Here is a 14221-nt window from a genome sequence, read left to right on the forward strand (position 1 = left end):
GCCAAAGTGGCCACGATGGCGGAAACGGGGCTCGGGTCAGCGCCCTGGCCATAAACGCCGGACCCTGGGCTCAGGGTTTCCACCCATTTCCGGCGCCGGCACCCCCATACGGGCGCAAACGCCTTGGGACTGTCACTACCCCCGCGAATACTGACGCCGTGACCAGCCCGGTGCTGCACTTCCTGGGCCACTCGACCGTCCGCGTCGAGATGGCCGGACGCACCGTGCTCACCGATCCCGTGCTCGCCCCCACCGTGGGTCTGCTCCGCCGCGTCGTGTCCCTGCCCGACCCGGCGACGTGGGCCGGGGTCGACCTCGTCCTGATCAGCCATCTGCACGGCGACCACCTGCACATCCCCTCCCTGCGCACGGTCGGGCCCCGCACCCGGATCGTGGTGCCGCGCGGCGCCGGCGAGTGGCTGCGCGGCCGAGGGTTCCCCCGCGTCGACGAGCTCTCGGCCGGCGAGTCGCTGCCCGACGGCGAGCTGCGGATCACCGCCGTCCGCGCCGAGCACAGCGGCCACCGCTGGGGCCCCCGCTCCACGCACGGGCCCGACACCGAGGCGATCGGCTTCCTGCTCGAGGGCGGCGGCTCGTGCGTCTACGTCAGCGGCGACACCGGGGTCTTTCAGGGGATGGGCGTGCTGCGGGACCGGGACGTCGACGTCGCCCTGCTGCCTGTCTGGGGCTGGGGCCCGACCCTGGGTCCCGGCCACCTCGACCCGGTCGGCGCCGCGGACGCCGCCGCCCTGATCCGGCCGCGGATCGCCGTCCCGGTCCACTGGGGCACGCTCACCGTCGCGGGGATGACATCGGTCCCCTCCCCGCTGCGCGCCCGCATGCGGCGGCTGCTGGTCGACCCACCCCACGCGTTCGCCACCGAGGTCGCCGCGCGCGGTCTGCCGACCCGCGTCGTCGTCACCGCCCCCGGCTCCGCCGTCGACCTGTCGGTGGCCGAGACATGAACCTCGACGTGCTCACCAGCGCCTGGGACGGCGACACCGCCGTCGGCTATCCGCTGCTGTTCGGGCTGGTGCTGCTGGGCTCCGTCGTCCCGGTGGTGCCGACCGGCCTCGTCGTCGGCACGGCCGCGGCCTTCGCCATGACCACCGCCGGCCTCGGGCTGGCGCTGGTGCTCGCCGTGGCCACCCTCGCCGCGCTCACCGGCGACCTGGTCACCTTCGCGATCTGCCGGTTCGGCGGCCCGTCGGCGGTCCGGTGGGTCACCCGCGGCCAGCACGCCGACCGCCTCGACCAGGTGCGCGAGCAGTTCCGGCGGCACGGCTGGCAGATCATCGTGGCCGGACGGCTGCTGCCCGCCGGCCGCATCCCGGTCCTGGCCGCAGCGGGGGCGCTGACCTATCCCTGGCGCCGGCTGGTGCCGGCGTCCCTGCTCGCCGCCTTCCTGTGGGCGCTGGCCTACGCGCTGCTCGGCGTGGTCAGCGGCGGCATCTTCGACTCCCCGCTGGTCGCCATGCTGGTCGCCACCGTGCTGGTGCTCGCGGTCAGCGCGGTGCTGAACCTGATTGGCAACCGGCGCCGCCGAACCGTGCCGGCGGCCGCCGAGCCCGAACCCTGCGAGACCGTGTGAGTACCCCCGCCGCCCCCGGCCGGCTGCTGCGCACCGGCCGCACGCTCGCCCGCGTGCTGGTCACCTGGGGCGCGGTCACCGGCGCGCTGGTGGTCCTCAGCGCGCGGATGACCGGGTTCGAGCTGTCGTCGTGGTGGCAGGCGCCGGTCATGGCGCTGCTGCTCGGCGTCCTGGCGGCGGCGGCCTGGCCGCTGGTGATGCGGGTGGCCCTGCCGGTCGCGTTCTTCACGCTCGGGCTGGGCAGCTTCCTGCTCTTCGGCGCCGTCGTGCTCGCGGTCTCCTTCGCCGTGCCGGGCGTGGTGGTGGCGGACCTGCGCGTGGCCGTCGTCGTGGCAGTCGTCATCGCCGCCGTCTCCGGCGTGGTCAGCAGCCTGCTCGCCGTCGACGAGGACGAGATCTTCTTCCGCCGCGCACGCCGCCGGGCACGGGGGACGCCGGAGGACGCCGGGCGCCCACCGGGCGTGCTGTTCCTCCAGATCGACGCGCTCTCCCACGACACCGCCCGGCGGGCCGTCCGCGACGGCTGGATGCCGAACCTGGCCGCCTGGCTGCGCACCGGCAGCCACGCGATGACCTCCTGGCACACCGACTGGAGCTCCCAGACCGGCGCTGCGGTCAGCGGGATCCTGCACGGCTCCAACCACGACGTCCTCGGGTTCCGCTGGTACGAGAAGGAGCGCGACCACATCACCCGCGTCTCCCACCCCGCCGACGCCGTCGAGGTGGAGCGCCGGCACTCCGACGGGCGCGGGCTGCTCGCCCCGGACGGCGCCGGCCACGGCAACCTGTTCACCGGCGACGCCGCCCACGTCAGCCTGACGATGAGCTCGCTGTCGCACGTCGTCCCGGCCCGCGCCCGCCGGGCCCGGCGCACCCGCGAGCGCGTGGGCTCCGGCTACTACGCCTACTTCGCGAACCCGGTCAACGCGCTGCGCACCATCGGGGTCTCCCTGGTCGACATCTGCCGCGAGCTCGCCGCCGCCGCGCGGGAACGCCGGGACGACGTCCGGCCCCGGGTCAGCCGCGGCGGCATCTACCCGCTGGCCCGCCCCGGCGTCACCGTCATCTCCCGCGACGTCGTCGTCTTCGCGCTGCTCGAGGACATGCTGGCCGGCCGCCCGGTCGTGTACGCGGACTTCCTCGGCTACGACGAGGCCGCCCACCACGGCGGCCTGGAGCGGGCCGACAGCCTGGCCGTGCTGCGCAGCATCGACCAGCAGATCGGCCGGCTGCACCGGGCCGCGACGCTCGCGCCCCGCCGGTACCACCTCGTCGTCCTCTCCGACCACGGCCAGACCCAGGGCTGGGCGTTCGCCGACCGGTTCGGGGAGTCGATCGAGGAGCTGGTCGGCCGGCTCTGCGGCGGCACCCTCGGCTCCCGGCAGTCCACCGGCACCCGCGACAGCCGCCGTCCGGTGGAGAGCTGGCAGGTGACCGCCGCCCTGGCCGAGAGCGGTGGACCCATCGCGCGCCGGCTGCAGGAGCGCGTGGAACGTGCCGGGGCGGTCCGTCACGACCACGCCGTCGAGCCGGGGCCGGCCGGTGCGGTGCCGCGCGTGGCGCCGGGCGTCGTGTGCGTGGTCTCCGGCCACCAGGCGATGGTGTCCTTCCCCGACCTCCCGGGGCGGGCCGCGCTGGAGGAGATCGAGCGGCACTGGCCCGCCCTGCTGCCCGGCCTGGTCGACCACGACGGCGTCGGCTTCCTGCTGGTGCACTCCGAGGAGTTCGGGCCGGTCGTCCTCGGCCGGGACGGGCTGCACCGGCTCGCGACCGGCGTCGTCATCGGCACCGACCCGCTGCTGCCCTACGGCGAGCACGCCGCCGCCCTGGTCGCCCGCGTCTCGACGTTCCCGCACTGCCCCGACGTCGTGATCAACAGCCGCTACGACCCCGGCACCGACGAGGCCTCGCCGTTCGAGCCGCACGTCGGCTCGCACGGGGGCCTGGGCGGGCCGCAGCAGCATGCGCTGCTCGTCCACCCCCGCGAGTGGGCGGCGCCGGGCGAGATCGTCGGCGCCGAGCACCTGCACCGGGTGCTGCGCGGCTGGCTCACCGATCTCGGCCACCCGGAGCCGACCGGGGACGGCGCCGCGGTCGGCGAGCAGAGCCCGACGGCGCTGAGCCGCGTGCCGGCGGGCGCGGATGCTCTGTCCGGCCGTGCCCGCGGCCGGATGGGACGTGCCATGCCTCCCACCCCTCGCGCACCGACGTCCCGGCCCGCTGTTCAGGAGCCGTCGGCGACGGCACGCAGGGCCTCGAGGTGGCGTTTGTAGGTCACCCGCCCTGCGTTCTAGACGTATCGGCTCCACACCGCGTAGGTGGCCACCGCAGGCGCCCCGGCCACGGTGGCCAGGGAGAAGAACAGCTTCACCATCGTCGGCACGCCGGCGATAGTCGCCGCCGTTCCCACTGCCCGTGACCGTCCGCCCGTCCGATGTCCCCGCTCGGATGACACCGCTCCACCGACCGGGGGACCTCGGCTACGGGGCGTTCACACGCCGGGGCCTGCGGCCGCCGCACGTCGCTGCTCGAGGAGGACTGCGACGACCCGCTCCACCAGGTCGTAGGGCACCGGCCGGTCGTAGCGGAGCTGCATCGCGTCCTTCGCCCCCCGGTAGGGCTCGACCTGTGCGGCCAGCTCGGCGTCCATCGGCGGGAGCGGGTACAGCCCGAGGTGCTTCTTCCAGGCCGCGACGTGTACCAGCGGCTGCCCGTCGAGGGTGAACGTGGGCATCCGGTAGCTGATCGTCTCGCCGACGTCCGGCACCACCCGGCGGACGACGCGACGGACCTCCTCCAGCACCGACCGGACGTCCTCGGGCAGCGAGGCCGCGTAGTCGTCGACGGTGGCGAAGCGGGCGGTCATGGGCCGTTCCTACCGGGTGCTGACCGCCTGCGACAGCTCCACGGTCATGATGCCGGGGCCGACGTCGCCGTCGATGGGAGCGCCGGGGAGATCCCCGAATGCGCCGAGCCCCGCGAGGGCGAGAGTGCCGCCCAGGACCGCGGCGGCAGCAGTGAGGCGCGCACCGGTGACGCGGCGGGTCAGGGCTGCGTCGATGCGGATCATCTGCGTGTCTCCTCGGTCCGGGCGGCGGTTCCCCCTCGTGGTGCAGCACCGACTCTGGCCGCCCAACCGCAGGCGCACCGCTCGGGAACCGCAAGGAATGCACAAGATGCACCCGCTGTCCCCGGGCCGGCTTCCGGTGACGAACACGTGAACTGTGGGCGCCGTCCTGGTCAGGGGCGGCCGCCCTGCACGACAGTGAGGCGGTGAGACCCGACGCCCGCGCCTGGTTCGAGCACCGCACCACGTCTGCGGCCAGCCTGGCCGAGATCGACCCCGATGCCCTCGTGCGGGCCAAGCGCCGCGGCGGGCACCGCGTCAGCGTCGTCCTGCCCGCCCGGGACGAGGAGGCGACGGTCGGGCGCCTGGTCACCGACCTGCGGGAACGCTGGATGGCCCGGTTGCCGCTGATCGACGAACTGCTCGTCGTCGACTCCGACTCCACCGATGCCACCGCCCAGGTCGCCCGGGCCGCCGGCGCCGACGTCGTCGCCACCACCGACGTCCTGCCCGGGCACGGCACCCGGCGCGGAAAGGGTGAGGCGCTCTGGAAGTCGCTGGCCGCCACCACCGGCGACCTCGTCGTCTTCCTCGACGCCGACCTCCTCGGCGACGTCGCCCACTACGTGCCCGGCCTGCTCGGGCCGCTGCTCACCGACCCGCAGGTGCTCTACGTGAAGGGCTGCTACACGCGCCCCCTCGAGATCGACGGGCAGGCCCGGCCCGCCGGCGGGGGCCGGGTCACCGAGCTCACCGCCCGGCCGCTGCTCAACGCGCTCTGGCCGGAGCTGGCCGGGTTCGTCCAGCCGCTCGGGGGCGAGTACGCCGGACGCCGGTCGGCCCTGGAGCAGGTGCCGTTCGTCTCCGGCTACGGGGTGGAGGTCGGCCTGCTCGTCGACCTGCTGCGCCTGGGCGGGCTCTCCTCGCTGGCTCAGGTCGACCTCGGCGTCCGGCGGCACACCTCCCAGTCGCAGGAAGCGCTCGGCGCGATGGCCGGCGAGGTCGTCTCGACGGTGCTCGCCCGTGCCGAGTGCGGCCGCCCGGGGCACCAACCGCTCACCGCCAGCGGACTGCTCACCCAGTTCCGCCACGACGGCTCGGGATTCGTGCCCAGCAGCCGCGCGGTCGGCGTCGACGAGCGGCCCCCCATGGTGACCATCGCCGAGTACCGCACCGGGGACGCCGGCATGGCGGGCTGACCAGGGCACTTCCCACGCTCGGTCGCTGCTTGCACTTGGACCCTGTTGGCCGAGTGCCGTGCGTGTTGCCGTACACGCCGTCGCGTGGCCACGGTCGCGCACAGCAGGGGCGCCGGCGCGGCCGACAACGGCACGTCAAGCCGCCTCATCGGCCCTTGAGCCGCGCCCTGACCCGGCTCAACGTTCGGGCGCGCGGCTCAACCCGCTCGACGTCAGCGCCCCTGAGCGCCGTCTACCGCCGAAAAGACCAACAAGGTCACCCCGCAAGCAGAGGCCGTAGCTTCCCGACATGGCTTCCCGGCACGTGGAACGGGCGGCCACCCTGCCGCGCAGCCTCCGCCGCGACGGGAGAGAATCACCGCGTGCCGGTCGTTCCCCCCGCCTCGCCCCGGTGACCGCCCCCGAGGTCGTCGCCCACCGCGGCGCCACCGCCGGGGCGCCGGAACACACGCTCGCCGCCTACCGGCACGCCGCCGCCGTCGGGGCGGACGCGGTCGAGTGCGACGTCCGGCTGACCCGTGACGGCGTGCTGGTCTGCGTGCACGACCGGCAGATCAGGCGCACCTCCAACGGGCGCGGCATCGTCTCGGCGCTGCACCTGGAGGAGCTGGAGCAGTTCCAGTTCGGCGCCCGGAAGCCGAAGGGCCGCAGCCGCTGGGCGGACGACGAGATCCTGTCCGTCACCGACGAGCCCGACGTCGAGAACGGCCTGGTCCTCACCCTCGACCGGTTGCTGCAGTACATCACCGCGACGCCCGGCAGCCTGCGGCTGGCCATCGAGACCAAGCACCCGACCCGGCACACCCGCAGGGTCGAGGAGGCGCTGGTCGACTGCTTGCGCCGGTACGGGCTGCTCGGCAACGGGCGCCCGGTCGAGTGGGCCGGCAAGCCGGCCGTCCGGATGATGAGCTTCTCCCAGTTCGCCGTGCGCCGGATGGCCGAGCTCGCCCCCGGGGTGCCGACCGTGCAGCTGATCGGCAAGCGGCTGCGTCCCGTCCGCCGCGAGCTGCTGAGCGGCAGCGCCTCGGCGGTCGGCCCCGGCGTCGCGCTGCTCCGCTCGGACCCCGGCTTCGTCGCCGAAGCCCATGCCGCCGGCAAGGAGGTCCACGTCTGGACGGTCAACCGGCCCGCCGACATGGACCTGATGCGGGCCCTCGGTGTCGACGCGATCATCACCGACCGCCCCGACGAGCTGCTGCGCCGCCTCGGCCGCGATTCCGCCGCCTCCTGACCCCGCCGCCTCGTAGCTCCCACTCAAAGGCGACGTCTGCGGATACGGCACGTGATCGGTCGCCGGACTGTCCGACGTGAGGCATCCTGCGTGCACGGGGTCCAGCGCCGACGAGGGTGTCGGCGCCCGTCCTGGGGGCCCTATGCGAGCAGACGTCCGCCGCTGGCTGCACGACCGCACCTATCGCGTCACCTGCTGGGAGCCGGAACAGCTGCTGGCCGCGAAGCGCCGGCAGGGCGCCACCGTCAGCGTGGTGCTGCCCGCCCTCGACGAGGAGGGCACGGTGGGCGCCATCGTGACCGCGCTCCGCGGCGCCCTCGTCGAGCGGCATCCCGTGATCGACGAGCTCGTCGTCATGGACAGCGGGTCGTGCGACCGCACCGCCGCCGTGGCGCAGGAGGCCGGTGCCCGGGTGGTGCACGTCGACACCGTGCTCCCCGGGCACGGACGCGTGCCGGGCAAGGGGGAGGCGCTCTGGAAGTCCCTCCACGCCACCAGCGGTGACCTCGTCGTCTTCGTGGATGCCGATCTGGTCGCCTTCGACCCGCGCTTCGTCGTCGGTCTGCTCGGTCCACTCCTCACCGATCCGGCGGTCGGCTACGTCAAGGGCCTCTACGACCGCCCGCTCACCACCACGGAGGGGCTGGTCCCCTCGGGCGGCGGCCGGGTCACCGAGCTGCTCGCCCGCCCGCTGCTCAACGCGTTCTGGCCGGAGCTGTCCGGCTTCGTCCAGCCGCTGTCCGGCGAGTACGCCGGGCGCCGCGATCTCCTGGAGTCGGTGCCCTTCGCCTCGGGCTACGGCGTGGAGTTCGGGCTCCTGGTCGACCTCGCGCGGCTGGCCGGTGTCGACGCCCTCGCCCAGGCCGATCTCGGGACCCGTCAGCACGGCCACCAGTCCGACGCGGCGCTCGGCCGGATGGCCGGGCAGATCCTGCAGACCGCCATGGCCAGACTGCCCGGCCGGACGACGGCGTCCACGGAGCTCCTGCAGTTCGTGCGGACCGACGACGGCGTCGAAGCCGTCAGCTGGGACACCGGCACCATCGATCGTCCACCCATGCGAGAGGTACGCGCCCGGGCCGGCCATGGAGGACGCCGGCCGTGAAGGTGCTGATGGACGCCGGGCCATGGTTGCCCGTGCCCCCACGCGGCTACGGCGGGCTCGAGAACGTCGTCGCCACGCTGACCGGAGAGCTGCGCGCTCGCGGGCACACCGTCGTCCTGGCCAGCGTGGGGGACTCCGAACTGCCGGCCGACGGACGGGTCAGCGCCTTCCCCACCGGTCAGTTCGCGCAGCTCGCCGGCCCTTATCCGCAGGTCGTGGGCATCGCGCACGCGCACGAGCAGGCCGTCCTGCGGGCCGTCGAGGAGCACGCGGAGGCCGGCGTCCCCTTCGACGTCGTGCACACGCACGTGGAGGTGGTGGGGCCGGCGATCCTGGGGGCGATGCGCAGGGCCGGTCCGCCGGTGCTCGCCACGCTGCACTGGGACCTGGGTCGGAACTCCGCCTTCTACAGCGCCTTCGACGGGCACGGCCGGGTGTTCTTCGTCGGCGTCTCGGAGATCCAGCTGGCCGCGGCCCCTGACCGGCTCCGCCGGCAGGTGCTCGGTTCCGTTCCCCTGTCGGTTCCCGTGCCGCAGGAGCAGCCGCTGCCGGTCTCCGCACGGTCGCACTTCGTGCTGCTCCTCGCGCGGATCTGCGAGCTCAAGGGCACTGACACGGCGCTGCGTGCCTGCCGGGACGCCCGTCTCCCCCTGGTGCTGGCCGGCCCGGTGGCCGGGATGCCCGACGCCGCGGCGCTCGCGGACGCGCGCGCCGATCCGCGCCACCCGGTGCACACCCACCCCGATCTGCCCTGGTTCACCGAGCACGTCGAACCCCTGCTCGACGGCACGCACGCGCGCTGGATCGGGACGGTCGCGGGACCGGAGAAGGCCCGGCTGGTCCGGGAGGCACGCGCGGTCCTGTTCCCGATCCGCTGGGAGGAGCCGGGCGGGACGGCGGTCTGCGAGGCGCTCGCCGCCGGGACGCCGGTGGTCGCCATGGCCCGCGGGTGCCTCCCGTCGCTCGTCGACGACGGCCGGACCGGGTTCCTGGCCGACGACGAGGCGGGCTTCACCGCGGCCCTGGGGCGGCTGGCGGAGATCGATCCCACGGCGTGCGCCGCCGAGGCCCGCCGCCGGTTCGCCCCGGCGGTGATGGCGGAGCGCTACGAGGAGCTCTACGCCGAGGTCCTGCGCCGCACCGACCGGCTCACGCCGGCGGAACGGCCAGCGCCGCCGAGAGCACGTGACGCCGCCGTGCGCTGAGGTCGGCGAACAGCTGCGGCGCCTCGTCGAAGGGGACGACGTCGGACAGGAGGTGCTCCCGGACGGCGTCCCCGTGGGCAGCGAGCAGCCCGAGGGTCTCGGTGGACAGCCGGCGCCGGTCCCACAGTTGCGCCAGGCCGCGCGGCACCCGGCCGATCTGCGCGCAGCGGACCGACAGGCCGTTGTGGTGGACCTCCTCGCCGAGCCGGACCGCATCGGACCCCGAGGTGTAGAAGGCGAGGTCGACGACCGTCCCCTGGGGTCGGAGCCCACGCAGGGCTGCGGCGAGCGCGCCGGCCTGCCCCCGGCACTGGAACACCACGTCGGCCCCGTGGTCGGCCGGTCCGTGCCGCCACCGGGTCTTCAGCTCGCGGACGGCCTCCGGGGAGTCGTCGACCGCCTGGGGTCCTAGGCCCGCGGCCGCGGCCGCCGCTGCGGGGTGGGGTCGGCCACGACGACCTCCGCTGCCCCGGAGTGCCGCGCCAGCAGGCCCACGAGCAGCCCGATGGCCCCGCCGCCGGTGACCAGGACCAGCCGGCCGCGCACCCCGTCGTCAGGGCCGTGCCACCCACATCGGCCGCGGCGTGCAGCAGACCGTTGACGCAGATCGGTCCCAGGTGGGCCACGTAGATGCCGACCAGCGGATCCAGCTCCTCCGGCAGCCGGACGACGTGCTGGGCGAGCGGATCGCCGTGGTGGTCCGGACCGTGCTCATGCCGGCACCCGCACCGCGCTGCCGTTCCGCGCCGACTCGGCCACCGCGCAGGCCAGCCGGTGGGTGCGCAGCGCCTCGGCGTAGTCGACGACCCCGGGCGCGGCCGGTCGACCGCAGAGGACGTCGACGAAGGCCCGGTCCACCGCCAGGCGCCCGTCCACCGCCGGCTGCACCTCCTCGACGCCGCCCGCACCCGACACCCGCAACGAGGTCTCCGTCAGCTCGACGAGCACGCCGTCAGCGGCCACCTCGATACCGGCCCGGCCCTTCGCCGCGAGCGTGCACGTGACGGCGAGCGTGCCGAGCGCGCCGCAAGCGAAGGTCAGGACGGCCGTCGTCGCATCCGCGACGTCCCGTCCGGGATCCGACGAGGGCGCCGCGGCGGCACGGACCTCGACGACCTCACCCGCCAGCACCCGGGCGAGGTCCAGCACGTGCGTCGCCTGCTCGACGACCTGCCCGCCGGAGAGGCGGGTCGTGCGCCACCAGTCGGGGGGCGGCACCTTGTCCTGCCAGGTGAGGGACACCAGGCGCGGCGGGACACCGGCCAGGGCCTCGCGTGCCCGCGCCACCGTGTCCAGGTGCCGCCAGTGGTAGCCGGTCGCGGTGGGCAGGCCCGCCGCGGCGACGGATGCGGCCACCGTGTCGGCGGTGCCGAGGTCGGCAGCCAGCGGCTTCTCCACGAAGAACGGCAGGCCGGCCCGCACCACGGCCAGTTCGAGCTCGCCGTGCGCGAAGGGCGGGACGCAGAGCCAGACCGCGTCCAGCGCCCCGTGAAGGAGGCGGTCGAGGGTGTCCACGACCGGGACCCCGAGCTGCCCGGCCAGGGCATCGCAGGCGCCGGGAAGGGCGTCCACGATGCCGACGAGCTCGACGTCCTCCAGCCCGGCCAGCGTCCGGGCATGCCGGGCACCCACGCCACCCGCCCCGACCAGGCCCACCCGGATGCTCATGCCAGAGCGGTGTCGTCGAGGGCCGCCGCGAGGTCGGCTGGGGTGTCGTAGATGCCGACGGCGCCGGCGTCGCGCAGTTCGTCGTCCCCGAACCCTCCGGACCGGACGACGATCGCCGGCATCCCGGCGTTCTTCGCGGCCTCGACGTCGTACACGGAGTCGCCGACGACGACGCTCGGGGCGTCCACCGGCTCGCCCAGTTTCTTCAGCGCCACCTGCAGCAGGTCGGGCGCGGGCTTGCTCGACTCGACGTCGTCATTGGTGGTCCACGCCTCGGCGAGGTCGCGCACGTCGAGCAGGTCGAGGAAGTGGTCGACGTGCTTGGCCTTGCCCGAGCTGGCCAGCACCACCCGGTGCCCGCGCTCGCCGATCGCCACGATCAGCTCGCGGGCACCCGGCAGCGGGGCGACCTCGTCGATCAGCCGGTCGAACTCCTCCGTCCAGCGCTCGCGCGCCTCGTCCCCGATCCGCTGCTCGACGTCGTCGCCACCGAGTGCGGCCACCAGTCGGTCACCGCCCATGCCGATCAGCCGGTGGATCCGCCAGACCGGGTACGTCTCCCCCAGCGACCGGAAGGCCCGGTACCACGCCAGCGCGTGCTGGTAGTTGGTGTCGACGAGGGTGCCGTCGACATCCAGGACGGCGATGCGCGCGTTTCTCATGCGCCCGCCCCTGCCCACCCCGCGCGCCGACGAACCGACCGATCGGCCTGGGGCTTTCCGGTCAGGCGCGGGAGTGGTCGAGGAGGCCGCGGACGGTCTCGCCGGCCGCCTGGTCGCGATAGCCCTGGTTGACCTCGTCGAGCGCGTACCGGCGGGTGATCAGCCGGTCCAGCTCGAGCCGGCCCTCCTCGTGCAGGCGCAGGAGCATCGGGATGTCGCGGAAGGGATTGCACGAGCCGAACAGCGAGCCCTGGATGCGCTGCTCGAACACGGTGGCCAGCTGGCCACCGAGCTGCACGTTCCCGTCCTCGGGGCGGTCGGCCAGCGCGGTGAGCACCAGGGTCCCGCCCTTGCCCAGGGACGCCGCCGCGCCCGCGTACGCCTCGGCCGACATCTTCCCCACGGTGACGATCACGACGTCGGCGCCGGTGCCGCGCGACAGCTCGCGGGCCAGACCGGTGGCCTCGTCCGTGCCGGCGACGGTGCGCGTGGCACCCAGCGACTCGGCGAACTCGCGCTTCATCGCCACGGGGTCGACGCCGATCACGTGCAGCGCCCCCGCGTGCACGGCGCCCTGCACGGCGTTGACGCCCACGCCCCCGAGACCGACGACGACCACGGTGTCACCGGGCCGCACCCCACCGGAGTAGACCGCCGAGCCCCAGCCGGTCGGCACGCTGCAGGCGACCAGCGCCGCGGTGTCCAGGGCGATCCAGGGGTCGATCTTGACGCAGGAGAACTCGCTGAGCAGCGTGTGCCGGGCGAAGGCGCCGATCATGCAGAACCCGCCGAGCGGCTCGCCGTCCAGCCGGAACGGGTAGGTGCCGGTGGGCAGCTCGCCCTTGGCGATCGTGGCGCCCTTGTCGCACAGGTTGGACCGGCCCTGCGCGCAGAACCGGCAGTGCCCGCAGGCGGGCAGGAAGCTGGTGACGACGTGGTCGCCCGGCGCGACGGCGGTGACGCCCGGCCCCACGGCCAGGACGACGCCGGAGCCCTCGTGGCCGCCGACGATCGGGTAGCGCCCACCCGGGTTCGAGTGCCGCAGGTGCTCGTCGGAGTGGCACAGCCCGGCGTAGGCCATCTCGACCAGCACCTCGCCCGGCCCCGGATCGAGGACCTCGAGGTCGACGATCTCGTACTCGGACTCCGGCCGGCGCAGGACAGCAGCTCTGGTTCGCACGCCGGTCATGCTGCCTGGACCGGCACCCGGTGCCGCACGGGCCCCCTCCCCCGCCGTCGCGACCGCGGGGCCTCCCCGGGTGCGGCACCATCGAGGAGTGCTCCCCGACGACGCGCCCCGATCCACCGAGATCTGCCCCGGGTGCGGCGCCGTTCTCGCCCCGGCCGACGGCGGGCCGGCCCACCCCGGCGCCTCGGCCTCCTGCGCCCGGCTGTTCGAGGTCACCCTCCGCGGCCTGCGGGAGGACGGCGGATCGCACCCGGTCACGGCGACGGTCGTGCGGCTCGCCGACGCCGCCTACGACGCCCAGCACCCGATGACCGGCGACGACGGCCGGCTGCGCGATGCCCTGGACCGCCTCGGCGCCCCCGCGGACGTGGACGTGAGCCGGACCCCGCCGGCGTGGCGGACGACGATCGCCGACGTCGCCGCGGACCTCGACGTCATCGACCTGCCGGTCCTCGTCGAGTCATGGGCGAGAGCGGTCCGGGCGGACTGGACCGCCGCACCGGTGCGACCGGAGTAACGAGACGCGCACCGTCACGTTGACGAGCGGTCTGCACGTTCTGTGCTTATGCTGCCACGGTGAGTGAGATCATGGACCGGCGGGCACTGAAGAAGGCTCGCACGCGCGACCGCGTCCGCACGGTGGCGCAGCGGATGTTCGCCGAGGGCGACTTCGACTCGGTGACGATCGCCGACATCGCCCGCGAGGCCGACGTCGCCGTCCAGACGGTCTTCAACCACTTCACCACCAAGGAAGAGCTGTTCTTCGACGGCCGCACCCCCTGGGTGGCCGGTCCGGCAGACGCGGTCCGGGATCGCATGCCGTCGATGCCGCCGCTCACCGCGCTGCGCGAGTACCTGGTCGGCACCGTGCGCGACCTGGTGTCCTCGCTGGGCCAGCCCGACCGTCGCTGCTACGTGGGCACCCTCGAGGCGTCGGACGCCCTGCGCGCCCACGAGCGCGAACTCGTGCACGAGACGGAGCTCCGGCTGCGCAGCGCCCTGGTCGACGCCTGGTCGGCCGACGCGTCACCGGCCGCTCCGGCCGATCCCGAGACCGCGGCTACCCTGGTCGCGGCCTCGTGGCTGTCGACGGCCCGCACGCTGGTGGTGACCCAGCGCACGGCGATGATGGACGACGCGGATCCCGCCGTGCTGGCGGACAGGGTGCTCGACATGGCCGACCGCCTGTTCCGGCACTTCGAGGCCGGCGTAGCGGTCGTCCACGGACGTGGACAGGGATCGACGTACGGCGACACCGGCTGGCCGCCGGTGGCCATGCGCCGGGCCGGCTGACCGAGCCCGGC

Annotated in this window: 16 protein-coding genes; 9 read left to right on the plus strand and 7 right to left on the minus strand. The window is 74.5% G+C overall.

Annotation, left to right across the window (positions count from 1 at the left end; all coding sequences use genetic code 11):
* Positions 1-158 precede the first annotated feature (158 nt).
* Genes FHU33_RS22985 through FHU33_RS22995 form a run of 3 tightly spaced genes read left to right on the plus strand, consistent with a single transcriptional unit; the run spans position 159 to position 3864 of the window.
* Positions 159-965: an MBL fold metallo-hydrolase gene (locus FHU33_RS22985; RefSeq protein ID WP_142027870.1), complete on the plus strand. Its 807-nt coding sequence runs from the start codon at positions 159-161 to the stop codon at positions 963-965.
* Positions 962-1591, plus strand: coding sequence for a DedA family protein (locus FHU33_RS22990; protein ID WP_142027871.1), 630 nt, complete (start codon positions 962-964; stop codon positions 1589-1591). Before FHU33_RS22985 ends, FHU33_RS22990 begins: the two co-directional genes overlap by 4 nt.
* On the plus strand, positions 1588-3864 hold the full coding sequence (locus FHU33_RS22995; RefSeq protein ID WP_142027872.1) for a phage holin family protein: 2277 nt from the start codon (positions 1588-1590) through the stop codon (positions 3862-3864). Before FHU33_RS22990 ends, FHU33_RS22995 begins: the two co-directional genes overlap by 4 nt.
* 218 nt (positions 3865-4082) lie before the next feature.
* Here FHU33_RS22995 and FHU33_RS23000 read toward each other — a convergent pair whose 3' ends face one another.
* Positions 4083-4457, minus strand: coding sequence for an iron chaperone (locus FHU33_RS23000; protein WP_142027873.1), 375 nt, complete (start codon positions 4455-4457; stop codon positions 4083-4085).
* A gap of 9 nt (positions 4458-4466) precedes the next feature.
* A complete protein-coding gene (locus FHU33_RS23005) occupies positions 4467-4661 on the minus strand; it encodes a hypothetical protein (protein WP_142027874.1) in 195 nt (64 codons plus the stop codon).
* 203 nt (positions 4662-4864) lie between these two features.
* Here FHU33_RS23005 and FHU33_RS23010 point away from each other — a divergent pair, with 203 nt between their 5' ends.
* The 4 genes from FHU33_RS23010 to FHU33_RS23025 all read left to right on the plus strand — a co-directional run bounded on the left by FHU33_RS23010 (position 4865) and on the right by FHU33_RS23025 (position 9398).
* The gene (locus FHU33_RS23010; protein WP_142027875.1) at positions 4865-5857 is read left to right on the plus strand and encodes a glucosyl-3-phosphoglycerate synthase; all 993 of its coding nucleotides are present in this window, start codon (positions 4865-4867) and stop codon (positions 5855-5857) included.
* A gap of 289 nt (positions 5858-6146) precedes the next feature.
* The gene (locus FHU33_RS23015) at positions 6147-7088 is read left to right on the plus strand and encodes a glycerophosphodiester phosphodiesterase (RefSeq protein WP_142027876.1); all 942 of its coding nucleotides are present in this window, start codon (positions 6147-6149) and stop codon (positions 7086-7088) included.
* Positions 7089-7230: 142 nt separating this feature from the next.
* Positions 7231-8193, plus strand: a complete 963-nt coding sequence (locus FHU33_RS23020) for a glucosyl-3-phosphoglycerate synthase (protein ID WP_142027877.1) — start codon at positions 7231-7233, stop codon at positions 8191-8193.
* A complete protein-coding gene (locus tag FHU33_RS23025) occupies positions 8190-9398 on the plus strand; it encodes a glycosyltransferase (RefSeq protein WP_142027878.1) in 1209 nt (402 codons plus the stop codon). The genes FHU33_RS23020 and FHU33_RS23025 overlap by 4 nt, the downstream gene beginning before the upstream one ends.
* Here FHU33_RS23025 and FHU33_RS23030 read toward each other — a convergent pair.
* The 5 genes from FHU33_RS23030 to FHU33_RS23050 all read right to left on the minus strand — a co-directional run bounded on the left by FHU33_RS23030 (position 9343) and on the right by FHU33_RS23050 (position 12908).
* The gene (locus FHU33_RS23030) at positions 9343-9720 is read right to left on the minus strand and encodes an MDR/zinc-dependent alcohol dehydrogenase-like family protein (RefSeq protein ID WP_142027879.1); all 378 of its coding nucleotides are present in this window, start codon (positions 9718-9720) and stop codon (positions 9343-9345) included. The genes FHU33_RS23025 and FHU33_RS23030 overlap by 56 nt on opposite strands.
* An 86-nt stretch (positions 9721-9806) precedes the next feature.
* A complete protein-coding gene (locus FHU33_RS23035; RefSeq protein ID WP_170182606.1) occupies positions 9807-9944 on the minus strand; it encodes a hypothetical protein in 138 nt (45 codons plus the stop codon).
* Between the two features lie 165 nt (positions 9945-10109).
* Positions 10110-11066, minus strand: coding sequence for a Gfo/Idh/MocA family protein (locus FHU33_RS23040; protein ID WP_142027880.1), 957 nt, complete (start codon positions 11064-11066; stop codon positions 10110-10112).
* Positions 11063-11728, minus strand: a complete 666-nt coding sequence (locus tag FHU33_RS23045) for an HAD family hydrolase (protein WP_142027881.1) — start codon at positions 11726-11728, stop codon at positions 11063-11065. Before FHU33_RS23045 ends, FHU33_RS23040 begins: the two co-directional genes overlap by 4 nt.
* A gap of 61 nt (positions 11729-11789) precedes the next feature.
* A complete protein-coding gene (locus FHU33_RS23050) occupies positions 11790-12908 on the minus strand; it encodes an NDMA-dependent alcohol dehydrogenase (protein ID WP_142027882.1) in 1119 nt (372 codons plus the stop codon).
* Positions 12909-13005: 97 nt separating this feature from the next.
* Here FHU33_RS23050 and FHU33_RS23055 point away from each other — a divergent pair, with 97 nt between their 5' ends.
* Together FHU33_RS23055 and FHU33_RS23060 are read left to right on the plus strand one after the other, a co-directional pair.
* On the plus strand, positions 13006-13434 hold the full coding sequence (locus FHU33_RS23055) for a DUF5946 family protein (RefSeq protein ID WP_142027883.1): 429 nt from the start codon (positions 13006-13008) through the stop codon (positions 13432-13434).
* A 59-nt stretch (positions 13435-13493) separates the two neighbouring features.
* The gene (locus FHU33_RS23060) at positions 13494-14210 is read left to right on the plus strand and encodes a TetR/AcrR family transcriptional regulator (RefSeq protein WP_142027884.1); all 717 of its coding nucleotides are present in this window, start codon (positions 13494-13496) and stop codon (positions 14208-14210) included.
* The last annotated feature ends 11 nt before the right edge of the window (positions 14211-14221 follow it).

It is taken from the genome of Blastococcus colisei (assembly GCF_006717095.1).
Classification (GTDB): Bacteria; Actinomycetota; Actinomycetes; order Mycobacteriales; family Geodermatophilaceae; genus Blastococcus_B; species Blastococcus_B colisei.